This window comes from Burkholderia singularis, from assembly GCF_001718875.1.
In the GTDB taxonomy this organism is placed as follows: Bacteria; Pseudomonadota; Gammaproteobacteria; order Burkholderiales; family Burkholderiaceae; genus Burkholderia; species Burkholderia singularis.
Genome location: NZ_CP013448.1, coordinates 522,127 through 548,593, shown reverse-complemented (window position 1 = coordinate 548,593; position 26,467 = coordinate 522,127). Strand labels below are relative to the sequence as shown.

Genomic DNA, 26,467 nt, shown 5'->3' with positions numbered 1-26,467 from the left:
AAAGTTTTATTTGACAAATTTAGAGCCTGACCTCCATCGAATGTACGGGTTTCCCCTAATCTCAAACTAACCGTTCGATTAAAATTACGCTGCGACGCACAAACGCGTCGTACTGCTGTACGGTCTATTTGAGGAACCCACGATGAACAAGCCCGAGTCTCGCTCTGCCGACGCGGTCGGCATCGCCGGTCCCGCGCCAGTTCTCGTCCGGGAACTGGCTTCCGGCGACCGCCCGCAACTGCTTGCCCACTTTCTCGCGCTCGACGGCGAAGACCGCCTGTTGCGCTTCGGACAGGCCGTGCCCGACCATGTGATCGAAAACTATGTCCGGACGATCGATTTCGGACGCGACACCGTGTTCGGCGTGTTCAACCACGCGCTCGAATTGATCGGCGTCGGCCATCTCGCGTATCTGCCCGACGAAGACGGCAAGCGCACCGCCGAGTTCGGCGTGTCGGTGCTCGAATCGGCGCGCGGCCAGGGTGTCGGCTCGAAGCTGTTCGAGCGCGCGGCGATCCGCAGCCGCAACACGCATGTGACGACGCTGTACATGCATTGCCTGTCGCGGAACGCGACGATGATGCACATCGCCAAAAAGTCGGGAATGCGCATCGAGTACGCGTATGGCGAAGCCGATGCGTATCTGTCGCTGCCGCCCGCCGATCACTCGACGATCATCGCCGAGATGATGCAGGAGCAAGCCGCGGTGTTCGACTACGCGCTCAAACGCCAAGCGCACCGCGCGACGCAGATCTTCGAATCGCTGCTGCCCGCCAGTCTCACCGCGTGAGCGCGTGGCGCTGACGCTCCACGCTCGCAACGGGCGGCCCATCGGGCCGCCCGTTTTCGTTACCGGACTGCGTCGCCGCGCCGGATTCAGCGGATCGGCAGCGCGGTGGTCTCCTTGAAGCGTTCGAGCGAGAAGCTCGTCTTCACGTCGATCACCGACGGATGGTGCAGCAACTGCTCCTGCATGAAGCGCGAGAAATGCGCCATGTCCTCGACCTGCACACGCAGCAGGTAATCCATGTCGCCCGTCATCGCATGGCACGCGACCACCTCGGGCCACGCCTGCACCGCCGCGCGGAACAGATCCGCATGCGTCGCGCCCGCGCGCGCGGACGGCTCCTCGCCGCGCGCGAATGCGACGCCGCCCCGCTTCTCGAGCCGCACGCTCACATACGCGAGCAAATCGAGCCCGAGCTTTTGCGGATCGAGCAACGCGACGTAGCCGGTGATCACGCCCATTTCCTCGAGCCGACGTATCCGGCGCAGACACGGACTCGGCGACAGGCTCACGCGGTCGGCGATGTCCTGGTTGGACAAACGCCCATTCTCCTGGAGGATCGCAAGAATGCGCCGGTCAATTGCATCCAATTCCACGTGCGCCATTTTCTACCTCCATCAACTCAATTTAAGATGGAAAATTGCTCGAGCGTAACGTTGTACGATTAAGTTCGCAAGTTTTCGCCCGGCCGCCCCCGCTACACTTTGCCGCAGTCATTCATTGAGCACGCGCAGCGCGCTCGGAGCAAGCGCCGAAGCGCCCGCTCCGCTATCGACACAGGAGACACCATGCAAATCCCCACTTGGGACAACCCTGTCGGCACCGACGGCTTCGAATTCATCGAATACACCGCGCCCGATCCGAAAGCGCTGGGCGCGCTGTTCGAGCGGATGGGCTTCACCGCGATCGCGCGCCATCGCCACAAGGACGTGACGCTCTACCGCCAAGGCGACATCAATTTCATCGTCAACGCGGAAACCGATTCGTTCGCGCAGCGCTTCGCACGGCTGCACGGCCCGTCGATCTGCGCGATCGCGTTTCGCGTGCAGGATGCGGCGAAGGCGTACCGGCACGCGCTCGAACTCGGCGCATGGGGCTTCGACAACAAGACCGGCCCGATGGAACTCAATATCCCGGCGATCAAAGGCATCGGCGACTCGCTGATCTATTTCGTCGACCGCTGGCGCGGCAAGAACGGCGCGGCGCCCGGCAGCATCGGCGACATCAGTATCTATGACGTCGATTTCGAGCCGATTGCGGGCGCCGATCCGAATCCGGTCGGCCACGGCCTGACCTACGTCGATCACCTGACGCACAACGTCCATCGCGGCCGGATGGCCGAATGGGCGGAGTTCTACGAGCGTCTGTTCAACTTCCGAGAAGTCCGCTACTTCGACATCGAGGGCAAGGTGACGGGCGTGAAATCGAAGGCGATGACGTCGCCGTGCGGCAAGATCCGGATTCCGATCAACGAGGAAGGCTCCGACAACGCGGGGCAGATTCAGGAATATCTCGACGCGTATCGCGGCGAGGGCATCCAGCACATCGCGCTCGGCGCGAGCGACATCTACCGCGCCGTGGACGGCCTGCGCGGCGCGGACGTGAAACTGCTCGACACCATCGATACGTATTACGAACTCGTCGATCGCCGCGTGCCGAACCACGGCGAGCCGCTCGACGAACTGAGAAAGCGCAAGATCCTGATCGACGGCGCGCGCGACGATCTGCTGCTGCAGATCTTCACCGAAAACCAGATCGGGCCGATCTTTTTCGAGATCATCCAGCGCAAGGGCAACCAAGGCTTCGGCGAAGGCAACTTCAAGGCGCTGTTCGAATCGATCGAGCTGGATCAGATCCGGCGCGGGGTCGTGAAAGACACCGCGTAACGCGCGGTGCGCGGCGCATAGCGCGCCGGCCTCAAGACAAAGGGCGGGAACTGCGAAGTTCCCGCCCTTTTGATTATCCGGTTCTCGAATCGCGCGCAGATCGCCCGGCGGCAGCCGTCGCGAGCGCGCGACGCTCAGTGGCCGCGCCGCATGCCGCGCACGCAGGCCGACGGGTTCGCGAGCGCATCGATGCCGCCCGCCGGCGCGAGTTGCAGCACCCGGCCATTGGCCGCCGCGCACGCGCGCGCATCGTCCGCGCGCACCGGGCCGCTGATCGCGAAAAACGCGGCCGACACCATCAAGAAGTTCTGGATATACCGACTGTTCATTTGCACCTCCATTGCAGCCGCCCGGCGCGCGTGCCGATTGCCGGCTCGCGCCGGCGCCGACCGCGCAACCGGACCGGGCCGCCAAGACTAACGGCAATCGCCGGGCGGCGCGCGTCGTTTTACATGCGCTTACAGCCTGTAACGCATTGATCCGGCATGTTTTCGGCCGGGCGGCACCGATTTTTGACGGCCCTGCGGCGGGTTTATCCCAGTGCTACTATCGAACTGAGTCCGCCAGCATTCGATATTGACCGACGCGTCCACAAGACGCCGACGCATCGACATTTTGGCGATCCCAACCCGGGTGGAGGAGACACACCGAATGAATGCCCCGCTAGACGCCGGCCAGCGCGCGACGCTGGAAGCCGCGCTGAAATCCGTCACGCTAGATGACAAATACACACTCGAGCGCGGCCGCGCTTATATGAGCGGCATCCAGGCCCTCGTGCGCCTGCCGATGCTCCAGCAAGAGCGCGATCGCGCCGCCGGTCTGAATACGGCCGGCTTTATTTCCGGTTACCGCGGCTCGCCGCTCGGCGGTCTGGATCTATCGCTATGGAAGGCGAAAAAGCATCTCGCCGCGCACCAGATCGTATTTCAACCCGGCCTGAACGAAGATCTCGCCGCAACGGCCGTCTGGGGCTCGCAACAAGTCAATCTGTATCCGGGCGCGAAATATGACGGCGTGTTCGGCATGTGGTACGGCAAGGGCCCGGGCGTCGATCGCACGGGCGACGTGTTCAAGCATGCGAACTCGGCAGGCACCTCGGCGCACGGCGGCGTTCTGGTGCTCGCCGGCGACGATCACGCGGCGAAATCGTCGACGCTCGCGCATCAGTCCGAGCATATTTTCAAGGCATGCGGGCTGCCCGTGCTATTCCCGTCGAACGTCCAGGAGTATCTCGATTTCGGGCTGCACGGCTGGGCGATGAGCCGCTATTCGGGCCTGTGGGTCGCGCTCAAATGCGTGACCGACGTCGTCGAATCGTCGGCTTCCGTCGATATCGATCCGCATCGCACCGAAATCGTGCTGCCGTCCGATTTCATCATGCCCGAAGGCGGGCTGAACATCCGCTGGCCCGATCCGCCACTCGTGCAGGAAGCGCGCCTGCTCGACTACAAATGGTATGCGGCGCTCGCCTATGTGCGCGCGAACAAGCTCGACCGGATCGAGATCGATTCGCCGCACGCGCGCTTCGGGATCATCACGGGCGGTAAGGCTTATCTCGACGTGCGCCAGGCGCTCGTCGATCTCGGTCTCGACGACGAAACCTGCGCGCGCATCGGCATCCGGCTCTACAAGGTCGGCTGCGTGTGGCCGCTCGAGGCGCAAGGCGCGCAAGCATTCGCGCGCGGGCTCGACGAGATTCTGGTCGTCGAGGAAAAGCGCCAGATTCTCGAATACGCGATCAAGGAGGAGTTGTACAACTGGCCGGATGGCCAGCGTCCACGCGTGTTCGGCAAATTCGACGAAAAGGACGGCGCGGGCGGCGAATGGTCGGTGCCGATGGGCAACTGGCTGTTGCCCGCGCACTACGAACTGTCGCCCGCGATCATCGCGAAGGCAATCGCAAAGCGGCTCGACAAGTTCGAATTGCCGTCCGACGTGCGCGCGCGGATCGCCGCGCGCATCGCGACCATCGACGCGAAGGAAATGGCGCTCGCGAAGCCGCACGTGACCACCGAGCGCAAGCCGTGGTTCTGCTCGGGTTGCCCGCACAACACGTCGACCAACGTGCCCGAGGGTTCGCGCGCGATCGCGGGCATCGGCTGCCACTACATGACGGTCTGGATGGACCGCAACACGAACACGTTCAGCCAGATGGGCGGCGAAGGCGTGCCGTGGATCGGCCAGGCGCCGTTTACCGACGAAAAGCACGTGTTCGCGAACCTCGGCGACGGCACCTATTTCCACTCGGGGCTGCTTGCGGTGCGCGCGGCGATCGCGTCGAAGGCGAACATCACGTACAAGATTCTTTATAACGACGCGGTCGCGATGACGGGCGGCCAGCCGGTCGACGGCGTGCTGACGGTGCCGCAAATCACGCATCAGCTTGCCGCCGAAGGCGCAAAGAAGATCGTGATCGTCACCGACGAGCCAGACAAGTATCAAGGCAACATGGCGCTGCTTGCGCCCGGCGTGACGGTGCGCCACCGCGACGAACTCGACGACGTGCAGCGCGAGCTGCGCGACATCGAGGGCACGACGATTCTCGTCTACGACCAGACCTGTGCGACCGAGAAGCGCCGCCGCCGCAAGCGCGGCGCGTATCCGGACCCGGCCAAGCGCGTGGTGATCAACGAAGCGGTTTGCGAAGGCTGCGGCGATTGCTCGGTGCAATCGAACTGCCTGTCGGTCGAGCCGCTCGACACCGAGTTCGGCACGAAACGGCAGATCAATCAGTCGACATGCAACAAGGATTTCTCGTGCGTGAAAGGCTTCTGCCCAAGCTTCGTGACGGTCGAAGGCGGGCAATTGAGAAAGCCGAAAGCCGTGGCGGCCGACGCGAGCGCGCTGCCGCCGATTCCCGAACCCGCGCTGCCGGCCATCGACCGCGCTTACGGCGTGCTGGTGACGGGCGTCGGCGGCACGGGCGTCGTGACGATCGGCGCGCTGCTCGGGATGGCCGCGCACCTCGAGAACAAAGGCGTGACGGTGCTCGACGTGACCGGCCTCGCGCAAAAGGGCGGCGCGGTGATGAGCCATGTGCAGATCTCGCACGCCCCCGCCGACATCCATGCGACGCGCATCGCGATGGGCGAAGCCGATCTCGTGATCGGCTGCGACGCGATCGTGACGGCGGGCGACGAATGCACGTCGCGGATGCGGCATGGCGTGACGCGCGTCGTCGTCAACAGCGCGAAAACGCCGACCGCCGAATTCATCAAGAATCCGAAGTGGTCTTTCCCGGGCGCGAGCGCCGAACTCGACATCCGCACAGCGGCAGGCGATTCGGTCGACCTCGTCGATGCGAACCATTTCGCGGTCGCGCTGCTGGGCGACGCGATCTACACGAACCCGTTCGTACTCGGCTATGCATGGCAGCGCGGCTGGCTGCCGCTATCGCATGCGTCGCTCGTGCGCGCGATCGAGTTAAACGGCGTGCAGATCGAACAAAACCGCGCCGCGTTCGAATGGGGACGCCGCGCCGCGTTCGATCTCGCGAGCGTGCGCGCGATGGCGGCCAGCGGCGCGCAGGCGGGCGCGGGCGCAACCGTGATTTCGCTGCATACGAAAAAGGCGGTGGATACGCTGATCGCGACGCGCGTCGAGCACCTGAGCGCGTATCAGAATGCCGCGTATGCGGCGCGCTTCTCGGCCCTCGTCGCCAAGGTGCGCGCCGCCGAGCGGACGCTCGACGGCGACGCCGCGCAGGAGCCGCTGACCGAAGCGGTCGCCCGTAACTTGTACAAGCTGATGGCGTACAAGGACGAGTACGAAGTTGCGCGGCTGCAATCCGATCCGGCGTTCGTCGCGAAGCTCGCCGCGCAGTTCGAGGGCGACTGGAAGCTCAAATTCCACCTTGCGCCGCCGATTTTCGCGAAGAAGGACAAGCACGGCCATCTCGTGAAGAAGCAGTACGGTTCATGGATGATGCCGGCGTTCCGCCTGCTCGCGAAACTGAAGTTCCTGCGCGGCACCGCATTGGACGTGTTCGGCCGCAGCGACGAGCGCCGCACCGAGCGCGCGCTGATCGGCGAATACGAGGCGCTCGTCAGCGAACTGATCGGCGAACGGCTCACGCGCGCCACGCTGCCGCTCGCGGTCGAGCTTGCGAGCCTGCCCGATGGCATTCGCGGCTACGGGCACGTCAAGGAGAACAACTTGCGCGCGGTGCGGGTGAAGTGGGACGAGCTGCTCGCGCGCTGGCGTTCACCGCAGGGCGGGCAGACGTCGCGGCACGTCGCTTGACACGCGTCGCCGTGACGGGCGGGTATGGCGAGCGTTTTCGGCGCGCCGGCGAAGGCTACCCGCGATCCGCGGTGCCGCGCCCGCTGGCCGCCGCGGCTTTACAGGCGGGATGGCGAACGCGGGTAAGCCGCATACCCGCGCCGGAGCGCCGCCACCGCCCGGCGGATCGCGTGCGGCACTGCCGGCGTGCCGCATCTGCAGCGCGGACACCGGCGGCTGCCGCCCCGTAGACTGCGGCCTTTCACGGCCGCTGGCAGCCACAAAACTTGCAGCGATGAAAAAAGGCGGCCGCCCCACTCGGGCGGCCGCCTTTCCTTTTACGCACCAGCATGCGGTTCGCGCTGGCAACCGAACCGGCCAGGAACGGCCCACGCGCCCGCGCGTTCGCGTTACTTTACCTGCACGTTCGCTGCGGCCACCGCCGTCATATTGATGATCCGGCGCACGGTCGCAGCCGGCGTCAGGATATGGACCGGCTTCGCCGCGCCCAGCAGGAACGGGCCGACGGTCACGCCTTCGCCGCCGACCATCTTCAGCAGGTTGTACGCGATGTTCGCCGCCTCGACGTTCGGCATGATCAGCAGATTCGCCTCGCCCGTGAGCGTCGTGCCGGGGAACGCCGCCTTGCGGACCGCCTCGGACAGCGCCGCGTCGCCGTGCATCTCGCCGTCGACTTCGAGATCCGGCGCACGCTCGGCGATCAGCCGGCGCGCTTCCGCCATCCGGCGCGACGACGCCGACGGCGCGCTGCCGAAATTCGAATTCGACAACAGCGCCGCCTTCGGCACGATCCCGAAGCGTTCGATCTCGGCGGCGGCCTGAATCGTCATGTCGGCAAGTTGCTCGGCGCTCGGCAGCTCGTTCACGTAGGTGTCGCACATGAACAGGTTACGGCCCGGCAGCATCAGCAGATTCATCGCCGCGAAATGCCCGGCGGCCGGCGCGCGGCCGATCACCTGCTCGATGAACCTCAGATGGCTGTGATACGTGTCGATCATTCCGCAGATCATCCCGTCCGCGTCGCCAAGATGCACGAGCATCGCGCCGATCAGCGTGTTGAACTTGCGCAGCGCCGCCTTCGCGACCTCGGGCGTCACGCCGTCGCGCGCGCCGATCTCGTGGTATGCCTGCCAGCAGCGCTGGTAACGCGGATCGTCTTCCGGATCGACGATCTCGAAATCGACGCCGACCGTCAGCTTCGAGCCGATCTTCTTGAGCCGCATCTCGACGACCGCCGGACGGCCGACGATGATCGGCTTCGCGATCTTCTCCTGCAACACGAACTGCGCGGCGCGCAACACGCGTTCGTCCTCGCCCTCGGCGAACACGATGCGCGCGCGATTCGACTTCGCGGTCGCGAACACGGGCCGCATCACCATGCCGGTGCGGTAGACGGTCGCGCCGAGCTGCTCGCGGTACGCGTCCATATCGGCGATCGGGCGCGTGGCGACACCCGAATCCATTGCCGCCTGCGCGACGGCGGGCGCGATCTTGATGATGAGGCGCGGATCGAACGGCTTCGGAATCAGGTATTCCGGGCCGAATTCGAGCGAATGGCCTTCATACGCCTTCGCCACTTCCTCGCTCTGATCGGTTTCCTGCGCCAACTCGGCGATCGCGCGCACGCACGCGAGCTTCATTTCCTCGGTGATCGTCGTCGCGCCGACGTCGAGCGCGCCGCGGAAGATGAACGGGAAGCACAGGACGTTGTTGACCTGGTTCGGATAGTCGGAGCGGCCGGTCGCGACGATCGCGTCGGGGCGCACCGCTTTCGCGTCTTCCGGGCGGATCTCCGGCTCGGGATTCGCGAGCGCAAGAATCAGCGGCTTGTCCGCCATGGTCTTGACCATGTCTTGCTTGAGCACGCCCGCGCTCGAACAGCCGAGGAACACGTCCGCTTGACGAATCGCGTCGGCGAGCGTGCGCGCGTCGGTGGTGGCCGCATAGCGCTGCTTCGACGGATCGAGGTTGCCGCGCCCTTCGTAGATCACGCCCTTCGAATCGGCAACGAGCACGTTCGATTTCGACAGGCCCAGCTTCACGAGCAGATCGAGACACGCGATCGCCGCCGCGCCCGCGCCCGAGCAGACGAGCTTCACGTCCGCGAGCTTCTTGCCGACCACCGTCAGGCCGTTCAGGATCGCCGCCGACGCGATGATCGCGGTGCCGTGCTGATCGTCATGGAACACGGGGATCTTCATCCGCTCGCGCAGCTTCTGCTCGATGTAGAAGCACTCGGGCGCCTTGATGTCTTCGAGGTTGATGCCGCCGAGCGTCGGCTCGAGCATCGCGATCGCGTCGACGAGCTTGTCCGGATCGGATTCCGACAGCTCGATGTCGAACACGTCGATGCCCGCGAATTTCTTGAACAGGCATCCCTTGCCCTCCATCACCGGCTTGGCCGCGAGCGGGCCGATGTTGCCGAGGCCCAGCACCGCCGTCCCGTTCGTCACCACGCCGACCAAATTGCCGCGCGACGTGTATTTCTGCGCGTCGAGCGGATCCGCGTGAATCGCCTCGCACGCGGCGGCCACGCCCGGCGAGTACGCGAGCGACAGGTCGAGCTGGTTCGACAGCGGCTTCGTCGGCGTGACGGAGATCTTGCCGGGCTTCGGATTCTGGTGATAAGCGAGCGCGCTCTGTTTCAGTTGTTCGTCCATGATGAGCTTGCGAGAGACATGCGTTATAGAGGAATTGGAGACTCAGTACCGAGCACCAGAGGCCACGAATGCGGAGATCGAAGGGATGGTCGACTGCGGCGGCCGTCGCGCGCCGGATCGGCGCGGCATTGAACCTTGGCGGATGGCAAGCGGGAAGTACAAAGCACCGAGCGAATACTTAGGGTCGCCTAGTGTACACCTGCCGGCGGCCCGCACGATGCTGCGGCGCGGCAGCGGCAATTGCTTCGGGATACTGGCTTTCGGCGGTTTGCGCGGCTTGCCCGCGCCCGTTGCGCCGCCAGCAAAACGGCCCGATCGCGGCAAGCGCGCCGAGGTCCGCCGGACGGATCGCACATCGGGTAAAATAGCCGGCTGCGCGCGCAGCGAAGCGGCTCGATGCGGCGGGCGGCGGGCGGCAGTCACAACGCGCGCGCGCCCGCGCCATCCGCGCCCGGCTCTTGCAACCGGATTCCCGTAAGCTGCGCCACCGGGCCCGCGCCTGCCCTCGCTCATCATCCAAGGAACGCCCCATGACAGGCTTCGATCGCCAGACGATCTCCGACACGACCGCCAAAATCCTGCTCGAAGTGCAGGCGGTGCACTTCAATGCCGACAAGCCGTTTATTTTCACGTCCGGCTGGGCGAGCCCCGTCTATATCGACTGCCGCAAGCTGATCTCGTTTCCACGCGTGCGCCGCGGTCTGATGGAAATGGCCGAATCGACGATCCTGCGCGACGTCGGTTTCGAGCAGATCGACGCGGTGGCGGGCGGCGAAACGGCCGGCATCCCGTTTGCCGCATGGATCGCCGACCGGATGATGCTGCCGATGCAATACGTGCGCAAAAAGCCGAAGGGTTTCGGCCGCAACGCGCAAATCGAAGGCTTTCTGGAAGAAGGCTCGCGCGTGCTGCTCGTCGAGGATCTGACGACCGACAGCCGCAGCAAGGTCAATTTCATCAACGCGCTGCGCAATGCCGGCGCGCAGGTGAACCATTGCTTCGTGCTGTTCCACTACGACATCTTCAAGGAAAGCGTGTCGGTGCTGAAGGATATCGGCGTGGATCTGCACGCGCTCGCGACATGGTGGGATGTGCTGCGCATGGCCAAGGCATCCGGCTACTTCGAGACGAAGACGCTCGACGAAGTCGAGAAATTCCTGCACGCGCCGGCCGAATGGTCGGCCGCGCATGGTGGCGCGACGGGCTTGCAGGAGTAAGCTTCGGTAAGTGCGTGCCGCCTTCGCGCCGTTGCTTGACCTCGCAACGCCTGCCGGTATCGGCAGGCGTTTTCTTTTGGCGCGCCCAGCGCGCTGGCAGCTCGTCAGCCTTGCCCACATACGCTCCCGCCACGCACACCGACTGGTTTGCGCGACTCACGCCGCCATGCGTCCCCTAATGCTAGACTTGCTCCCATAATCGGATTCAGACATCGAATCGCTGTCGATCAGCGCCGGGACGCGCCGGCATACATGACAGGAGAAGGGCCATATGCGTGTGGGTCGCCGAGTGGTTCCGCCGGGTTCGCGCCGGCGCTTCTTCTCGCTCGCCGTCGCCAGCGCTTCGCTCCTCGGCCTCCTCCATGGTCCGCGCGCGCTCGCGCAAAACCCGTTCACGCTGACAAGCAACGATCTGCATCCCGGCGGGCGCGTCGGGGCCATCCATCTGTTCAACCAAGGCGATTGCAAGGGCGGCAACCGTTCGCCGCAGCTCACGTGGCGCGACCCGCCGCCCGGCACGAAAGGCTTCGCCGTCACGATGTTCGATCCCGACGCGCCCGGCCGCGGCTGGTGGCATTGGGCCGTCGCGGGCATCCCGGCAAGCGTATCGAGCCTGCCCGCCAATGCGAGCGCGTCCGGCTATCTGCGGCGGATCGGCGCAATCGAAGCGCGCAACGACTTCGGCACCGACGGCTATGGCGGCCCCTGCCCGCCGCCCGGCAAACCGCATCGCTATGTGATCACGGTATACGCGCTGAGGGCGACCGACCTGCGCGTCGCCACAGGTCGCCCCGCGCAGATGTTCGACCATGAGATCGGCACGGAGACGCTTGGCTCCGCGCAACTCGTGGTCACTTACGGGCGCTAACGCGCGCAAGCGGGCAGACGCGGCGACAGCGGCCATTGCCGGCGCTCCTCTACCACGGCTGCCAGAAGGCTTTGCCGCTTGCGAAGCCGCCCGGCTGCGACTGACGGCGGCACCCGCGGCAATCGCAACCGCCATCGGAGCCGCCGCCAGCACGATGCGCCACCCGGCTGCCTACCTTCCGATGCACGCCCCGCTGCGCGCTCAACCGCTTCCCACCCATGCCCGGCGCTCGCCAACGCGACGGCAAACCGCCGCGCGCATCGCGCCCGACATTCGTTTCACCTGCGCAATTCAGTTATGCGTCGAAGGTCTCGCTCGCGCCATATCGCACAGCTAGACTCTAGCCGGTCGTCCCGCGCCGCTTGCTGGGGCGCATCGTTGCGCGCGGCCGGTTCGCGCGCGATTTCGTCGTTTCATTGTGGAGAAACAGGCATGTCGAACATCGTCATCGTTTATCACAGCGGCTACGGCCACACGAAAAAGCTGGCCGAAGCCGTGTTGGCCGGCACGCAACAGGCAGGCGCGAGCGCGCAACTCATCGCGGTCGGAGACCTCGACGACGCCGGCTGGGCCGCGCTCGACGCCGCCGACGCCATCGTCTTCGGCGCGCCGACCTACATGGGCGGGCCGTCCGCCGACTTCAAGAAGTTCGCCGACGAGACGTCGAAGGCATGGTTCACGCAGAAGTGGAAAGACAAGCTGGCGGCCGGCTTCACGAACTCGGCAACGATGAACGGCGACAAATTCTCGACGATTCAATACTTCGTCACGCTCGCGATGCAACATGGGATGGTGTGGGTCGGCACCGGCCTGATGCCGGCGAACACGAAGGCGGCAACCCGCAACGACGTCAATTACGTCGGCGGCTTCACCGGCCTGCTCGCGCAATCGCCGTCAGATGCGTCGCCGGACGAGGCACCGCTGCCGGGCGATCTCGAAACGGCGAAGGTGTTCGGCGCGCGCGTCGCGGCAGCCACCGCGCGCTGGCTCGCCGGCCGGTAACCGAGCCGGCCCGGCGGGCGCGCGCCGGGCTCGCGGGCAACCGCGCGCGCTCGGTGCAGCCAGCGCGCGTCGGTTGCCCAGCCTTGGCCGGCCGGCAATGCCGATTGCTCAAGACTGAAACCGGCCTGCGAGCACAGCGAGCGCCGATATCCTGATCGGCGCGCTACCGTCGCCGGCCGCGGCGCAGGCAAGTGATCGGCGCGCGTCGGCAGCCGTGCCGCCGACGCTCGATAGGCGGCACCGATCGACCCAAAAATCAGGGCCGGGACAGCGGGCGCAACCCGCCCGCGCAGCCGGATCGGCACGGCGTCATCGGCAGCCGCGCCAACCGGAGACGCAAACAGAACAGGGACGGATCGATGAATGGCGCGGATTCAGCACTAGCGATGGCGAGCGGGATAACCCAGCGGTATTTTTCCCGCCAATCCGGTTACGATGCCGCGCGTTGCATCTTAAAATAGCGGTTTTCTCGCGGCGGCGTCACGCCGGCCGCTCCGATCCAGCGCAATCCAGCGAGAGCGAGATGAGCACGAAAGTTTTTGTCGACGGCCAGGAAGGCACGACAGGTCTCAAGATCTTCGAATATTTGTCCGCGCGCGGCGACATCGAAATCCTGCGCATCGACGAAGCGAAGCGCAAAGACGTCGACGAGCGCCGCCGCCTCATCAACGCGTCGGACGTCACGTTCCTGTGTCTGCCCGACGCCGCATCGCGCGAATCGGCGGCGCTCGTCGACAATTCGCACACGACGCTGATCGATGCGAGCACCGCGTTCCGCACGAGCGCCGATTGGGCGTATGGCCTGCCCGAGCTGAACCGCGCGCAACGCGAGCGCATCCGCACCGCCAAGCGCATCGCGGTGCCCGGCTGCCACGCATCGGCGTTCGTACTCGCCATGCGCCCGCTCGTCGATGCGGGTATCGTCGCGCCCGAATTCTCCGCGCACTGCTATTCGATCACGGGTTACAGCGGCGGCGGCAAGAAGATGATCGCGGACTACGAGGCGGGCGGCGTCAAGCTCGCGAGCCCGCGTCCGTATGCGCTTGGCCTCACGCACAAGCACCTGCCCGAAATGGCCGCGCATACCGGCCTCGCGAACGCGCCGCTCTTCACGCCGATCGTCGGGCCGTTCTACAAGGGTCTCGCCGTCACCACGTACTTCACGCCAGCGCAGCTCGCGAAACGTGCAACGCCGCAGGACATCCAGCACACGCTCGCCGAGCACTACGCGGGCGAGGCCTTCGTGCGGGTCGCGCCGTTCGACGCGGCGCAGAATCTCGACGAAGGCTTCTTCGACGTACAGGCGAGCAACGACACGAACCGCGTCGACCTGTTCGTGTTCGGCACGGCGGAGCGCTTCGTAACCGTCGCACGCCTCGACAACCTGGGCAAAGGCGCGTCGGGCGCGGCGATTCAATGCATGAACCTCAACATCGGCGTGGCCGAGGACACGGGGCTCAAGCGCTAAACCGTCCCCGGATTGCAGCGTGCGATAACGAGCCGGCCCGCGAGGCCGGCTTTTTCATGCCACATTAAATCCGAAAGCAATTAAAAGAATACCGGGCGGTTTACATATATTCACAAGCTTTCGAATTAACCAAAAGCAAAGCGCAAAGAATTATCGATTTAATGATTATCCCGGATAGGGATTCACCTGATCCACGCTTCAAACGCTTGCAGCGATCCGCAAAAACCCCGATAAAACCTCGAAAAAACAACACTTCCCGGCGGCCGCCGCGAAAACATCAAACAGCCCTTCCGTTTTAATTTCCTTCGTCACGGCCCATCATTTCGGGCTGCCAACCACTTCGAATCGTTTAAGTCCGCCCATTTAGACGATTCCATCGATTGACAGGAAAAAACGACATGCCCAAATTATTGAAACAAATAAGCACATTGGAGACAGAGGCATGTCGGAAGCCTTTTCGAAAGGGGTGGCAATGGCCATGGCCCTTACCCCGATGCTCGTCGCGTGCAGTGGCGGCGGCGGCTCCCCAGCCGCCATCGATGTTCCGCAATGCTCCGGCGCGAGCTGCGGCGTGCAAGGTCCGCCAAGCTCGACGCCCGCCAACACGGCGCTCTGCCCGGCGAATGCGGATATCGGCAGCAGCACGTATCTGGGCGGCGCGGGCGGCGGCGAGATCGTCAGCCTGAACATCAACGCGACCGCCATGACGTACACGCTCAAGTGGCTCGAATCGCCGGTTCCGCTCACGACCGGCACCGTCACGCCGTCGCGCGCCGGCACGACGATCACGGGCCAAGTCACGCATCCGCCCGCCGGCACGCTGCCGACGGCCGAACAAACGCGCTGCGCGTTCGTGCTGCTGCCCGGCAGCGGCACGTCGCCGTCCGGCGCGACCTACTCGAGCGCCGCCGATTTCAACCAGGCAAACCCGCCGATGATCCTGATCGGCTTCGGCGTTGCGGGCGGCGGCATTCCCGGCGCGACGATTCAATTCAGCGGCCTGACGATCATTCCGGGCCTGTTGCAGAACGTCGGCCAAGTGCCGCAACGTCACTTCGACTTCTATCCGTTCCTCGGCTTCGCGAACACGACGACGGATCTCTCGAAACTGCCCGGCACGTACAACGCGCTGATCTATCACTCGGTGCCGTCGGCCAGCTATGCGACGCAGGGGATCAATTCGAGCGAGACGTTCGATGCGAACGGCGCTTGCACTTCCACGAGCGCGTCGGGCTGCATGACGACGGGCAAGCCGTGGACCGCAAGCGGCAACGGCTACTTCAACAGCGCCCAGGCTGCGCAGATCCTGCCGCAAACGAAATTGCCGATCGTCGGCGCGACGGGCCAATCGGCGAGTGCGCACATGGTGCTCGGCCAGTTGAACGGCGCGACCGTGCCGATCATCGTGCGCACGGGCGACGTCAACCTCGGCACGCCGCCGCTGCATCTGGACGCGAAGGTCGACGACGAATCCGGCATCGCGGTGCTCGGACTCGCGAAGGCGATCGCGTCGGGCAGCATCGACGGCGGCTATGCCGGCGCCGACTCGAACTTCAAATACACGGCAACGGTAATCAAGGCGGCGGCGGGCACGTTCGTCAACCCGAGCACGCAGCAAGCGGAAACGGGCTTCAGCCTCGACTACGGCCAGTCGACGCCCGGTCTGCTCGGCGCCTCGACGTCGGGCTCGCCCGCGTCCACCGGCTACGTGATCGCGAGCGGCGGCCTCTATGCGGCGCTGATCCAGGGCACCGTCAACGGCGGCATCACGCAAAGCTCGGCGATCGCCGGGCAAACGCCGTCCGCGCCTTACTTCGGCGTGGGCGCGCAAGTCAGTAAGTAGCGGGCGCTTGGGAGCGCGACGGCGCGCGCGAATGCCGCGCCGCCGCGTCAGCCCGCAGCCAGCCCGACGACGAGCGGCCGACAGGGAGCCGGCCGCCGCATAACGACAATTTTGTGGAGTTTGGAGGAGCATCATGAAGCGGAACGTCATTCTGGCGCTGGCCTGCGCTACCCCCCTCATTTCGGCATGTGGCGGCGCGGACAACAGCAGCGAAGCGCAGCCTGTCGTCGAGACGCCGCTCTGTCCGTCGACAGTCGATTACGGCACGGTCTATACGGGCGGCAGCGGCAGCGGTGAACTCGTCAAGTTGCAAATCGACACAACGAAGATGACTTGGCAGATCACGTTCGTCGCGTCGCCGGTTCCGCAAACCACGGGCACCGCCGCGCCGACACGCGCAGGCACCGTCCAGAGCGGCACGCTCACGCATGAGACGCTGCTGCCGACGCAAAAACTCAATAACTGCGCGTTCCGCTTGAACGGCGCGAGTCTCGACCCGAACCGCCCGGCGCGGATCTTCCTCGGAATGGGCGTCGTCGGCGGCACGGTCCCCGGCAAGGAGATCCAGTACGGCGGCCTGCTCGGACAAGGCGCGATTCCCGACACGAAATTCCCGTACTACCCGTTCATTGCGTTCTCGTCGCTGGAGACTAATGTCGCGAATCTTGCCGGCACGTACAGCCAGCTCGGTTACGGCCAGGTCGGCTCACAGAATTTCGCGCCCGTCACGATCGACGCGAAGGTCACGATCAATGCGAACGGCACATGGACCCGCTGCGATTCGACGGGCATCTACGCCGGCGCCTGCCGCCAGCCCGGCACCAACCTCGTGCAATCGCCCAACGGCACGGGCGCGTTCGAAACCGATCATTTCCAGAGCCAGGCAAAGCCGACGCTCGCGACGGTGCCGCAGGCCAAGGGCTTCGTGATCGTCGGCAAGCTGCGCAACCAGCTGGTGCCGATCATGATCCGCACGGGCGTCGCGAACCCCGGCCCGACACCCGACGCGAACGGCGTGCCGGGCCTCACCGCCGACGACGAGGCGAGCATCTCGATCCTGTCGCCGCAAACGGCGCTCACGACCGGCTCGCAAAACGGCGAGTACATCGGCGTGGACAGCCAGTTCGACTATCGGACGACCGCGCTGACCAACACGCAGGCGACGCTGCTCGACCCGTTCAATGCGTCGCAGGCGTCGCTCGCGACCGCGCTGAACCTCGACTACACACAGACGGTGCCAGGCACGATCACCTCGACGCACGTCGGAGCGGGCAGCTCCGCGCCCACCGGCAAGTTCATTTTCACGGGAGGGGTGTTCGGCTTGCTCGACACGTCCAATTCGTCGTCGCCGTATTTCACGATCGGCGCGTTCGTGCAATAAGCGACCGGGAGGCCGTATGAAAAAAGCACTCCGCGCGGCGCTCGGCGCCGCCGCGCTGGCCCCGTTCGCCGCGCATGCGCAAAGCGCGGGCAGCAACGTCATCACGCTTGGCTGGTTTCACGTGATGCCGCAGCAAAGCAGCACGCCGCTCACGACCAACGTCGCGCCTACGCCGATCAACACGCCGCTGCGGCTGCCGCCGTCGTTCACGTCGGACGGCACGGGGCTGCGCACGAGCGGCTCGGACACGCTCGGCATGACGATCAGCCATTTCGTGACCGACCACATCGCGGTGACGTCCGTGGCGGGCGTGCCGCCGGTGTTCTCGGTCAAAGGGCACGGCACGATCGTCCCGCCCGGCCCGGCGGGCGCGCTCGGTACGCAAAACATCGGGCTCGCGCAGGTCAATCCGAACGTGAAAAGCGTGCGGCAGTGGAGTCCGGCCGTCGTGTTTCAGTATTATTTCGGTCAACCAACGACCAAGTTCCGGCCGTTCGTCGGCATCGGCGTGTCGTACAACTGGTTCAGCGATCTGCAACTCAACACGAACTTCATCAAGCAGACGCAGGACAATCTCGGAGCGATTCTCGCCGCAGGCGCGGGCAAGCCGGGGCTCACGCAGGTGTCGGCAAAGGCGTCGTCGTCGTGGCAGCCGGTGTTCAATGCGGGCCTGACGTACAACATCACCGATCACTGGGGGCTCGTCGCGTCGGTCACGTACATTCCGCTGAAGACGACGTCGACCGTGACGATCAAGGCAGCCGACGGCACAACGCTCGCGGAATCGAAATCGGACTTGAAAGCCGATCCCCTCATCAGCTACCTGGGGATGTCGTACAAGTTCTGAGCGCGGCTCCCCCGATCGACGGGCAAAAAAAAGCCCGCCTGAAAAGGCGGGCTGAATCCATATCAGAGGAGACATGGAGGAGACAGTTCGTACTATACGATATCCTTTGACGCGTTGCAACATTTCTGTCGTGAAAATACGGATTTTCCCTCGAGCAACTGCTCTAATGCGCCGGCAGCCGCGCCACCGACGCGGTTGGCGCGCCGTTTTCCGCTTCCAGCACCGCGCTCCACTGGTCGCGCAGCAGCTCGACCGGGCACATCTGCCGCCCCGGCAACACGCCGTGTACGGGCCATACGTGGCTTTCGGGCGCGATTCCCGGCGCTTCGATCACCTTCAACGCCGCCCGGTGCGGGTTGCGCGCCAGCGCCGACACCGCCGCGACGCCCAGCCCAGCCCCGCGCGCAACGAGCGAGAGCGGCAAATCCAAGCTGAGCGCCTCAACCACGACGTCGAACGACAACCCCGCCGCGCTAAACGCGCGGCTGAGCGCCGAGCGCATCCCGCAGCCGTCCTGACTCTTAGCGCCCGCGGATAGCGCGCGAGCGTGTCGAGCGACAGCGGCCCTGGCGGCAGCGCAAATTCGCGTGCCGCGACGAGCACGGTCGGCTGCATGCCGAGGCTCCGGCTTGGATTCGCGTGGGCGGCGCTCGTGCTGGACTGGCGGCGCGAGGCGCGGTGAGCGACGGGTCCGCCGGCCGGTAGGGGCCGCACCGGTTGGCGGGCTCCAGTGGCCGGTAGGGGTCGCGCCGGTTGGCGGACTCCAGTGACGCTTGCGCCGACGCGACGCGCGGCAGCCCACTGTTGACGCCGGACCGGCAGGCAAGCCGGTTGTTTGCGCAAGACGGCCGGCAACCGCACGGCGCGTACGAATCTCGTGCGCGAAATCTTGCGTATGAATCGCATCAGTCGGAACGCCGCAAAACGGCCGCGCCGCATCAAAAGCCGCGCGACCCACACCGCCTGCCTATCGCAAACCGGTTCGACGCCCCGTTAGTGCCGCACCAACGCCATCATCGCGCCGAAGCCGACGAAGATCCCGCCCGTCAGCCGGTTGAACGCCCTGGCGACGCTTGCGCTCCGAAGCGTCGCGCCGATCCGCGTGCCGAACGACGCATAGACGATGTACCAGCTCACCTCGATGACCGCGAACGTCGAAACGAGAATACCGAACTGCGGCAGCGTGGAAGCGGACGCGTCGATGAACTGCGGCAGGAGCGCCGCGGCGAACAGGATCGCCTTCGGGTTGCTGCCCGCGACGAGAAAGCCGTTGCGAAACAGCGCCCAGCGCGACACCTCGGCCGCGCACGCGCCGCCCGCACGCGGCTCGGCGCCCGGCGCGCCGCCTTTCTCGTCGACGCCCGCCCGCCACGCCTTCACGCCCAGATAGACGAGATATGCGGCGCCCGCATAGCGCAGCGCGTCGAACATCGCCGGCCACGTCTCGAGAAACACGCCGAGCCCCGCCGCGGATACCGACAACATCGCGACAAGCGCGCTCAGGCAGCCCGCCATCGTCGCGGTCGAACGCGGCAAGCCGTGGCGCGCGCCGTGCGTCATCACGAGCAGCATGTTCGGCCCGGGAATCGCCGATACGACAAAAACCGTCGCGACAAACAGCCACCACGTATGCAGATTCATAACGTCCTTTTCGAAAAAAGAAAGGCAACGCCGATTATGCCGGCAACCGCTGACCGGGGCAGGGCGAGCGGCGGACAAGCGCAACGGCCGCCGTGCATCCAAGACAAATGGCCGCCGCGTCACGCCCCGTCATCGTGCCGCCCGCCGCGCCGCTACCTGCCCGAGCACCGCGAAATCCTGCTCGCCGTGGCCATGCGCGAGCGCTTCGATCAAGCTGTCCCGCACGACGCTCGCGATGGGCAGCGGCACCGCCCCCGCGTCGCCCGCCTCGAGCGCGAGCCGAACGTCCTTGAGCCCGAGCCGCGCCTTGAACAACGCGGGCTCATAGCGCCCTTGCGCGATCATCTCGCCGTAACCCTGGTAGACGGGGCCGGGAAACACGCTGTTGGTGATCACGTCCAGATAGTCGCGCATCGCGACGCCGTGCGCGGCAAGCAGCGCGGCGGCTTCGCCCATCGTCTCGATCGCCGACGCGAGCGTGAAATTCGCCGCGATCTTCACCGCGTTCGCATGCTGCGGCAACGAGCCGATCCGCCAGGTTTTCTGGCCGATCGCGTCGAACACCGGCTGCATCCGGTCGATTGCCTCGGCAGGCCCGGCCGCGATGATCGTCAGCCGCGCCGCGGCCGCAACGTCCGGCCGTCCCATCACCGGCGCCGCAACGTAATGGATGCCGCGCTCCGCGTGCATTTGGGCGAGCGTGCCGGCCAGGGAAATCGAGATCGTCGCCATATTCACATGAATGAGGCCGCGCGGCGCATGTTCGAGCAGCGCTGCATCGAACACGCCGCGCGCGGCCGCATCGTCGGCGAGCATCGAAAACACCGCATCGCCCGCGAACGCGTCGGCAACCGTCGCGGCCTGCTGCGCGCCCAGCGCGACCAGCGGCGCGACGCGCTCGGGCGAACGGTTCCATACGCGAACGCGATGCCCCGCTTTCAGCAGATTCGTCACGATCGCCACGCCCATTTCGCCCGTACCGATAAATCCGATGTCCATATCTGTCGTGTTCCTTTCATTCGCCGTGTCACGTCACCAGCACGAGTAAAGCACAGGCGTGTGATGTTTGCTCGCGGCCGTCATCCATCCGCGCGCGATGCGGCCAGCGCGCAGCGGTGCGATACTGGGCCATGATCACCGTGACCTTCCGCTTCCATGCCGAGCTGAACGATTTCCTTGCGCGGCCGCTGCGCAACCGCGAATTCGAACGCACGCACGCGCGCGGCACGAGCGTCAAACATGCGATCGAAGCGCTCGGCGTTCCGCACACGGAGGTCGAGCTGATTCTGGTCAACGGCGAATCGTCGACGTTCGAGCGCACGCTCGACGACGGCGACCGCGTCGCCGTCCACGCGCGCGTCGAATCGCCGGGCATCGGCCCACTGTTGCGCGTGCGCGCCGCGCCGTTGCGCGTCACGCGCTTCATCGCCGACGCGCATCTCGGCGGCCTCGCGCAGCTACTGCGTCTGGCGGGCTTCGATACGCTCTACGACAATCACTATCCGGACGCGCGGATCGAAGCGATCGCCGCGCGCGACGCGCGCATCGTGCTCACCCGCGACCGCGAATTGCTCAAGCGCCGCACCATCGTGCATGGCTGCTATGTGCGCGCGCTCAAGCCGCCCGCGCAACTGCGCGAACTGTTCGACCGGCTCGATCTTGCCGGCCGCGTGCAACCGTTCCGGCTATGCCTGTCGTGCAATGCACCGCTGCGGCGCATCGAACCGTCGCAGGCCGCCGCACGCGTGCCGCCCGGCGTGCTCGAGCGGCATACGCGCTTCGTCACCTGCGATATCTGTCGGCGTGTGTTTTGGGAAGGCTCGCACTGGCGGCACATGCGCACGCTGATCGACAGCGTGTCGCGGCCGGTACCGCCCGGCGTATGACCGGCGCGCGGGCGCATGGCTGACAAGCGTAAAAGAATCGCGCTTGGGTTTGTGCCTATGCTTGAAATGCCGCCCGCTCGGCAGTGGTTTGAATATTCGTGACAAAAAACAAACCCCGCCCTGCGCAAGGAGGACGGGGTTTGTCCGAGAAGCGGCGGCGGCGCATCGCACCGCCGCGGGCCAATGCTTACTGCTGCGTGCCCTTGTCGTTCGTACCGGCTGCCGACGCGGCTTGCGCCTTCATCTTGGCCTTTTCCGAACCGTGCTTCTTCAGCTCGTGCTTCGGCTTGCTCTTGTCGTGCTTGGCGGCCGATGCGGCAACCGGTGCGGACGCGGCCGGCGCGGACGCCTGTGCGAGCACGGAAGCCGAAGCGAGTGCGACAGCAGCAGTGGCGATCGAAGCAATGATCTTCTTCATGTTTTTCCTTGACTATCCAAAACGGAAAGATCCGATTAAGAACGATGCGTTGGAGCGCATCTGGCGCCGGTATTGTCCGAGATCCGGCCGCGCGCCCGGCTGTTCGCCGGGCATTCGTCGCACCGGATGCTCGTGCGCCGCTTCTATAACGCAGTGCGTGCGCGCGGCGTTGACACATCGTGCACAGCCTTTTTCAAGCTTGCGCGTCGCGCGCCGTCAGCGAAATGAAAACACTTTTTAACACCCTTGGCGCGCGTGTCTTGTTAGGCTCGGAGCACATCCGGATGCACGAGCGTCGTGTTTCGCACGACATTTCGCTCACGTTACCCGCCCAATCGGCGCAAAGCGGCATGCGCCGGGTGGAATCCGGATGTGCCGTCAACGCATGACTTTGCAACGAATCACTTTGGAATCGCCTATGAAATCGATCAAGATTCTCGTGCGCTGCGCGCTCGTCAGCGCCGCAGCGACGCTCGCCGGCTGCGCCGGCTCACCGGCGAACGGCCCGCAGGGCAGCTCGGCAAACGGCCGAATCATTTATGTGTCGTCGGCGCGCGAGCCGCGCGACATCGAACGCTGCCTGACGAGCCGCCTGCCGCAGGCGCGCGTCGCGCAGCAAAACCCGACGACCGTGCTGATCGGACCGTACTCGACCGATGCGGATTGGACCGTCACGCTCTCGCCATCCGGCTCGAGCGGCACGACGCTCGGCGTCTATCGCCCGAGAAGCGGCGACGGCGATCCGGAAGAATCGGAGCTGCGCTTTCATATCGCTCGCTGCTCGGTATGACGCGCGGCGCGCTGGGCAGCGTCGATTCGACGCGCTTAGCCGCTTAGCGCGTCCAGCATAGTCGATCGACGCGCCCGCGTGCCGATATGCCGGCGCGCCGATATTTCAGCCCGCCGGCGCTGCGTATTCGCGCCCGCCGTCCGGCCGGCGCAACTCACGCCCCCACCGCTCGACTCCGCCGCCCGGCGTATGCCGCCGTGCCCGCCGTTGCGCGCCGGGCAACCCGCGTCACGGCTGCGCATGCATCCGCCGTGTGCGCGGCCACGTCGCGCCGCACACCATCAACAACATCCCGCCGATAACCACAAACGGCGCTTGCGCGCGCCAGTCATACAACGCTGCACCGATGAGCGGCGCGGCAACCATGCTGAGCCCTTGCGCGGTGGACATCGCCCCGGCGCATGCGCCCTGCTCTCGCGCATCGACCGCCGCGCTCGCGAGCGCGGCCACCGCGGGAAACGACGCGCCCATCCCGCACGCGGCGACGAGATAGCTCACGCAGACGGCCATCGGCTGCGCCGGCCCGACGAGCAGCACCGACGCGAATCCCGCCGCACCCGCGAGTGCTCCCCAGCGCAGCCACTGCAGCGGTGCGACGCTCGGCAGCCGGCCGACCACCGACTGCATCGCGATCATGCCCAATCCCGCGCTGCCGAGCGCGTAGCCCGCGACGACAGCCGCTTGCCGCGCCGGAACGTGCAGCCGGTCGATCACGTAAAACCCGAACGCGCTGTTCGCGATCCCGATGACGCTGTACAGCATCAAGGCGCAGAGCCAAGGCTTGCGTATCCGCGCATCGGCGATCTTCAGCCGCGCCGGCGCATCGCGCCGCTCCCGCGGCCCGGTATCGCGCAGACGGCCGAGCCCCGGCCAGCCCGCGAGCGGCAACAGCGCGAACACGGCAAGCATCGCCGCCATATCGTGGCCGGCGATCCAGCCGGCGACGGGCGGCGCGATCACCATGCCGAGCGCACCCGCCGCGCCGAAACGCGCCATCGCCGCCGCGCGCGCGTGCGGCGCGGTGCGATCGGCAATCCACGCAAACGCCGCGACCGGCAACGCGGCGAAATATCCGCCCATCGCCGCGCGCGTCGCCAACAGCACCGCCACGCTCAGCGCGAGCGCAGGCGCGCGAGCGCGCAGCGCCCACCCGACATACAGCGCGAGCAGCAGATAAGACGCGGTAAAACCGGCCATCGCGATGCGCATCACCGGCACGCGACCGCGCAAATCCGCCAAGCGTCCCCAGCGGCGCGCGGTCGCGACCCAGACCAGCCCGACCACGGCAATGATCGCGCCCATATGCGATGCCTGCAGATTCAGCAAGCGCGCGAGCGGGGCCGCAACGGCGAAGAACGCATAGCTGCCCGCCATCATCGCGAAATTCGCGATGAGCAGCGGCGTGAGCGCCGGGCCGGTTGCGGCTGTCGACGCGGTGTCAGCGGAAGTCGTGGACATGTCGTTCCTGATCGATATAAAGCGGCGAAGGCGCGGATTGGCGACGGTGCGTGACATGAGCGGCCAGACGCGCATGCGCGCTCATCAGCGCCGCCTCGGTCGCCTGCCAGCCGAGGCACGGATCGGTGATCGAGCAACCGTAGCGCAACGCGGCCGGCCCGTCGTCGAGCGACTGCCGCCCTTCTTCGATGAAACTCTCGAGCATCACGCCACGAATCGAGCGATTGCCGGCGCAAATCTGTTCGACGACATCGTCAAGCACCGCGACCTGCCGCGCGGCATGCTTGCCGCAATTCGCGTGAGAACAGTCGACGATGATGTTCTGCGGCAACGCATTCGCGCACAGCGCGCGCTCAGCCGCCGCGACGCTCGCCGCACCGTAGTTCGGGCCGTCGCGGCCGCCGCGCAAAACCAGGTGCGCATGTGGATTGCCGTCGGTATCCAGCATGGCCGGATAGCCTTCGTCGTGCAGGCCGATGAACGTGTGCGCCTGCATGCTGCTGAGCATTGCGTGAATCGCGACGTCGACGTCGCCGTCCGTGCCGTTCTTGAAGCCGACCGGCATCGGCAACCCCGAGGCCATTTCGCGATGCACCTGGGATTCGGCCGTGCGCGCGCCGATCGCGGCCCAGCTCACCAGATCGCTCAGATAATGCGGCGTGACGAGATCGAGTGCCTCGACCGCGGCCGGCAGCCCGAGCGCGCTGACTTCGGTGAGCAGCCGGCGCGCGGTCGCAATCCCTTCGTCGATCCGATGGCTGCCGTCCAGGCGCGGATCGTTGATGAGCCCTTTCCAGCCGAGCGTCGTGCGCGGCTTCTCGAAATACACGCGCATCACGATGCAGAACACATCGCGCACCGCCGGCGCCAGGCGGGCCAGGCGCAGCGCGTAATCGAGCGCGGCCTGCGGATCGTGAATCGAACACGGCCCGACGATCGCGATCCAGCGCGGATCGCGTCGCTCGAGAATCGCCTGCAATTGCCGCCGGCCAGCGTCGACGCTCGAGCGCATCGCCGCCGTGAGCGGATAGCGCCGGCGCAACGCGGCAGGCGCGGGCAACGGCATGCGAACGCGCTGCCGCGCGCCGCGCGCGGGCTCCCCGGCCGCCCCGCCGTTCGAGTACAGGATGATGTTTTTCATAACCGGATATCGAGAAGAAAACGAAGAGGCCGGCGCGCCGACGCTGCGGCGCGCGCCGGCCGTGTCATGCGCCGAGCGTCGCGCCGCCGTCGACCGTGAAGCTATGCAGCGCCACATGCCGCGATGCGTTCGACAGCAGGAACAGCACGGCGGCCGCGACATCGTCCGGATCGGCGATCCGGCGTAACGGAATGCCGGTGCGAAACGCCGGCAGCGAGCCGTCGATCACGGCGTCGGCGCTGCGCGCATCGGTCCAAAGCTGGCGCTGCATCTGCGTATCGGTCGAGCCGGGCGCGACGATGTTGCAGCGAATCCCGTATTCGGCAAGCTCGAGGCCCAGGCATTTCGTGAATTGATGCGCGGCCGCCTTCGACGCCGCATATGCCGCCATCCGCATTCGCGGCACGAGCGCCGCATTCGAGCCGACCGTGACGATGCTGCCCGCGCGCAACGGGATCATCCGCTGCGCGACCGCGCGCGACAGATAAAAGACGCCGCTCGTGTTGACGGCGAAGCTGTGCGCCCAATCGTCATCGCTCAGCGTGCTCGCGTCGGCCACGCGCAAGATGCCCGCGACATTGGCCAGCATGCCGATCGGGCCGAGCGTCGCATCGATGCGCTCGACGGCGGCGCGCACGGCGTCGGCGTTCGCGACGTCGACGGCAAACGGATGGATGCGCGCGCCGGCCGATCCGGCGTCGGCGGCCAACTGCGCGAGCGCATCGGCGCGCACGTCGAGCGCCGCGACGCTCACGCCGCGCGCGGCAAGCGCGCGCGCAACGGCCGCGCCGATACCCTGCGCGGCGCCGCTCACCACCGCGACCGTGCCGGGAAATTCGGGAAAGGTGCCACTCATCGGATCAAGCTCCTGAATATCGTGAATGCCGGAGAATCGTGAAAAAGCGTCGAAGACGCGCAGGCGCCGGTTTCGC

The 26,467-nt window shown here is 65.9% G+C and carries 21 protein-coding genes and 1 pseudogene; 12 read left to right on the top strand and 10 right to left on the bottom strand.

Features of this window, described 5'->3' with window-relative positions; all coding sequences use genetic code 11:
* The first annotated feature begins 142 nt into the window (after positions 1–142).
* The gene (locus tag AQ611_RS02480; RefSeq protein WP_059516287.1) at positions 143–790 is read left to right on the top strand and encodes a GNAT family N-acetyltransferase; all 648 of its coding nucleotides are present in this window, start codon (positions 143–145) and stop codon (positions 788–790) included.
* An 86-nt stretch (positions 791–876) separates the two neighbouring features.
* Here the strand turns inward: AQ611_RS02480 and AQ611_RS02475 are convergent, their stop codons facing one another.
* A complete protein-coding gene (locus tag AQ611_RS02475) occupies positions 877–1,392 on the bottom strand; it encodes an Lrp/AsnC family transcriptional regulator (RefSeq protein ID WP_059516285.1) in 516 nt (171 codons plus the stop codon).
* 183 nt (positions 1,393–1,575) lie between these two features.
* Here AQ611_RS02475 and hppD point away from each other — a divergent pair, with 183 nt between their 5' ends.
* Complete coding sequence (gene hppD / locus AQ611_RS02470; RefSeq protein ID WP_059516283.1) at positions 1,576–2,673, top strand: 4-hydroxyphenylpyruvate dioxygenase; 1,098 nt, start codon at positions 1,576–1,578, stop codon at positions 2,671–2,673.
* Positions 2,674–2,807: 134 nt separating this feature from the next.
* On the opposite strand, the gene AQ611_RS02465 is transcribed toward hppD, so the two are convergent.
* Entirely contained in the window at positions 2,808–3,002 is a 195-nt protein-coding gene (locus tag AQ611_RS02465) for a hypothetical protein (RefSeq protein WP_059516316.1), read from the bottom strand.
* Positions 3,003–3,324: 322 nt separating this feature from the next.
* Between AQ611_RS02465 and AQ611_RS02460 the strand changes: the two genes are divergently transcribed.
* The gene (locus AQ611_RS02460) at positions 3,325–6,915 is read left to right on the top strand and encodes an indolepyruvate ferredoxin oxidoreductase family protein (protein WP_069233651.1); all 3,591 of its coding nucleotides are present in this window, start codon (positions 3,325–3,327) and stop codon (positions 6,913–6,915) included.
* A gap of 389 nt (positions 6,916–7,304) precedes the next feature.
* On the opposite strand, the gene AQ611_RS02455 is transcribed toward AQ611_RS02460, so the two are convergent.
* Positions 7,305–9,575: an NADP-dependent malic enzyme gene (locus tag AQ611_RS02455; protein WP_069233650.1), complete on the bottom strand. Its 2,271-nt coding sequence runs from the start codon at positions 9,573–9,575 to the stop codon at positions 7,305–7,307.
* A 530-nt stretch (positions 9,576–10,105) separates the two neighbouring features.
* Between AQ611_RS02455 and AQ611_RS02445 the strand changes: the two genes are divergently transcribed.
* The 7 genes from AQ611_RS02445 (at position 10,106) to AQ611_RS02415 (ending at position 18,201) form a co-directional block, all read left to right on the top strand.
* Positions 10,106–10,792 (top strand): orotate phosphoribosyltransferase, encoded by a 687-nt coding sequence (locus AQ611_RS02445; protein ID WP_069233648.1) that lies wholly within the window; start codon positions 10,106–10,108, stop codon positions 10,790–10,792.
* A 271-nt stretch (positions 10,793–11,063) separates the two neighbouring features.
* Entirely contained in the window at positions 11,064–11,660 is a 597-nt protein-coding gene (locus AQ611_RS02440) for a YbhB/YbcL family Raf kinase inhibitor-like protein (RefSeq protein ID WP_069233647.1), read from the top strand.
* 432 nt (positions 11,661–12,092) lie between these two features.
* Positions 12,093–12,662: a flavodoxin family protein gene (locus AQ611_RS02435; protein ID WP_059516272.1), complete on the top strand. Its 570-nt coding sequence runs from the start codon at positions 12,093–12,095 to the stop codon at positions 12,660–12,662.
* A gap of 523 nt (positions 12,663–13,185) precedes the next feature.
* Positions 13,186–14,130, top strand: a complete 945-nt coding sequence (argC, locus tag AQ611_RS02430; protein WP_059516270.1) for an N-acetyl-gamma-glutamyl-phosphate reductase — start codon at positions 13,186–13,188, stop codon at positions 14,128–14,130.
* 493 nt (positions 14,131–14,623) lie between these two features.
* Positions 14,624–15,973, top strand: a complete 1,350-nt coding sequence (locus AQ611_RS02425) for a DUF2957 domain-containing protein (protein ID WP_374755069.1) — start codon at positions 14,624–14,626, stop codon at positions 15,971–15,973.
* Between the two features lie 133 nt (positions 15,974–16,106).
* Positions 16,107–17,354, top strand: coding sequence for a DUF2957 domain-containing protein (locus tag AQ611_RS02420; protein WP_059516266.1), 1,248 nt, complete (start codon positions 16,107–16,109; stop codon positions 17,352–17,354).
* 16 nt (positions 17,355–17,370) lie between these two features.
* Positions 17,371–18,201, top strand: a complete 831-nt coding sequence (locus AQ611_RS02415) for an OmpW/AlkL family protein (protein WP_059516264.1) — start codon at positions 17,371–17,373, stop codon at positions 18,199–18,201.
* A gap of 163 nt (positions 18,202–18,364) precedes the next feature.
* On the opposite strand, the pseudogene AQ611_RS26035 reads toward AQ611_RS02415, so the two are convergent.
* The 3 genes and pseudogenes from AQ611_RS26035 to AQ611_RS02400 all read right to left on the bottom strand — a co-directional run.
* Positions 18,365–18,831 (bottom strand): annotated as a pseudogene (locus AQ611_RS26035) (LysR substrate-binding domain-containing protein); the annotation flags it as partial.
* Positions 18,832–19,194: 363 nt separating this feature from the next.
* Positions 19,195–19,842, bottom strand: a complete 648-nt coding sequence (locus AQ611_RS02405; protein ID WP_059516261.1) for a LysE family translocator — start codon at positions 19,840–19,842, stop codon at positions 19,195–19,197.
* A gap of 129 nt (positions 19,843–19,971) precedes the next feature.
* Positions 19,972–20,841 carry an NAD(P)-dependent oxidoreductase gene (locus tag AQ611_RS02400; RefSeq protein WP_069233645.1) on the bottom strand — a complete coding sequence of 290 codons (870 nt, stop codon included), beginning with the start codon at positions 20,839–20,841 and terminating at the stop codon, positions 19,972–19,974.
* Between the two features lie 131 nt (positions 20,842–20,972).
* Between AQ611_RS02400 and AQ611_RS02395 the strand changes: the two genes are divergently transcribed.
* Positions 20,973–21,728 carry a Mut7-C RNAse domain-containing protein gene (locus tag AQ611_RS02395; RefSeq protein WP_069233644.1) on the top strand — a complete coding sequence of 252 codons (756 nt, stop codon included), beginning with the start codon at positions 20,973–20,975 and terminating at the stop codon, positions 21,726–21,728.
* Positions 21,729–21,915: 187 nt separating this feature from the next.
* On the opposite strand, the gene AQ611_RS26030 is transcribed toward AQ611_RS02395, so the two are convergent.
* Positions 21,916–22,146 carry a hypothetical protein gene (locus AQ611_RS26030; protein WP_069233643.1) on the bottom strand — a complete coding sequence of 77 codons (231 nt, stop codon included), beginning with the start codon at positions 22,144–22,146 and terminating at the stop codon, positions 21,916–21,918.
* Positions 22,147–22,564: 418 nt separating this feature from the next.
* On the opposite strand from AQ611_RS26030, the gene AQ611_RS02385 reads away from it, so the two are divergent.
* A complete protein-coding gene (locus tag AQ611_RS02385; RefSeq protein ID WP_059516253.1) occupies positions 22,565–22,936 on the top strand; it encodes a hypothetical protein in 372 nt (123 codons plus the stop codon).
* 228 nt (positions 22,937–23,164) lie between these two features.
* Here the strand turns inward: AQ611_RS02385 and AQ611_RS02380 are convergent, their stop codons facing one another.
* From AQ611_RS02380 to AQ611_RS02370, 3 genes are all read right to left on the bottom strand, one after another.
* Positions 23,165–24,394, bottom strand: coding sequence for an MFS transporter (locus AQ611_RS02380; RefSeq protein ID WP_069233642.1), 1,230 nt, complete (start codon positions 24,392–24,394; stop codon positions 23,165–23,167).
* Positions 24,375–25,535 carry a 3-deoxy-7-phosphoheptulonate synthase gene (locus AQ611_RS02375; protein WP_083237208.1) on the bottom strand — a complete coding sequence of 387 codons (1,161 nt, stop codon included), beginning with the start codon at positions 25,533–25,535 and terminating at the stop codon, positions 24,375–24,377. The genes AQ611_RS02380 and AQ611_RS02375 overlap by 20 nt, the downstream gene beginning before the upstream one ends.
* Before the next feature lie 64 nt (positions 25,536–25,599).
* Positions 25,600–26,391, bottom strand: coding sequence for a 2,3-dihydro-2,3-dihydroxybenzoate dehydrogenase (locus tag AQ611_RS02370; protein ID WP_059516249.1), 792 nt, complete (start codon positions 26,389–26,391; stop codon positions 25,600–25,602).
* Between the last annotated feature and the right edge of the window lie 76 nt (positions 26,392–26,467).

Coding starts and splice junctions, on each gene's coding strand:
- AQ611_RS02480 (WP_059516287.1), top strand. CDS start 143: ATGAACAAGCCCGAGTCTCGCTCTGCCGACGCGGTCGGCATCGCCGGT.
- AQ611_RS02475 (WP_059516285.1), bottom strand. CDS start 1,392: ATGGCGCACGTGGAATTGGATGCAATTGACCGGCGCATTCTTGCGATC.
- hppD (WP_059516283.1), top strand. CDS start 1,576: ATGCAAATCCCCACTTGGGACAACCCTGTCGGCACCGACGGCTTCGAA.
- AQ611_RS02465 (WP_059516316.1), bottom strand. CDS start 3,002: ATGAACAGTCGGTATATCCAGAACTTCTTGATGGTGTCGGCCGCGTTT.
- AQ611_RS02460 (WP_069233651.1), top strand. CDS start 3,325: ATGAATGCCCCGCTAGACGCCGGCCAGCGCGCGACGCTGGAAGCCGCG.
- AQ611_RS02455 (WP_069233650.1), bottom strand. CDS start 9,575: ATGGACGAACAACTGAAACAGAGCGCGCTCGCTTATCACCAGAATCCG.
- AQ611_RS02445 (WP_069233648.1), top strand. CDS start 10,106: ATGACAGGCTTCGATCGCCAGACGATCTCCGACACGACCGCCAAAATC.
- AQ611_RS02440 (WP_069233647.1), top strand. CDS start 11,064: ATGCGTGTGGGTCGCCGAGTGGTTCCGCCGGGTTCGCGCCGGCGCTTC.
- AQ611_RS02435 (WP_059516272.1), top strand. CDS start 12,093: ATGTCGAACATCGTCATCGTTTATCACAGCGGCTACGGCCACACGAAA.
- argC (WP_059516270.1), top strand. CDS start 13,186: ATGAGCACGAAAGTTTTTGTCGACGGCCAGGAAGGCACGACAGGTCTC.
- AQ611_RS02425 (WP_374755069.1), top strand. CDS start 14,624: ATGCTCGTCGCGTGCAGTGGCGGCGGCGGCTCCCCAGCCGCCATCGAT.
- AQ611_RS02420 (WP_059516266.1), top strand. CDS start 16,107: ATGAAGCGGAACGTCATTCTGGCGCTGGCCTGCGCTACCCCCCTCATT.
- AQ611_RS02415 (WP_059516264.1), top strand. CDS start 17,371: ATGAAAAAAGCACTCCGCGCGGCGCTCGGCGCCGCCGCGCTGGCCCCG.
- AQ611_RS02405 (WP_059516261.1), bottom strand. CDS start 19,842: ATGAATCTGCATACGTGGTGGCTGTTTGTCGCGACGGTTTTTGTCGTA.
- AQ611_RS02400 (WP_069233645.1), bottom strand. CDS start 20,841: ATGGACATCGGATTTATCGGTACGGGCGAAATGGGCGTGGCGATCGTG.
- AQ611_RS02395 (WP_069233644.1), top strand. CDS start 20,973: ATGATCACCGTGACCTTCCGCTTCCATGCCGAGCTGAACGATTTCCTT.
- AQ611_RS26030 (WP_069233643.1), bottom strand. CDS start 22,146: ATGAAGAAGATCATTGCTTCGATCGCCACTGCTGCTGTCGCACTCGCT.
- AQ611_RS02385 (WP_059516253.1), top strand. CDS start 22,565: ATGAAATCGATCAAGATTCTCGTGCGCTGCGCGCTCGTCAGCGCCGCA.
- AQ611_RS02380 (WP_069233642.1), bottom strand. CDS start 24,394: ATGTCCACGACTTCCGCTGACACCGCGTCGACAGCCGCAACCGGCCCG.
- AQ611_RS02375 (WP_083237208.1), bottom strand. CDS start 25,535: ATGAAAAACATCATCCTGTACTCGAACGGCGGGGCGGCCGGGGAGCCC.
- AQ611_RS02370 (WP_059516249.1), bottom strand. CDS start 26,391: ATGAGTGGCACCTTTCCCGAATTTCCCGGCACGGTCGCGGTGGTGAGC.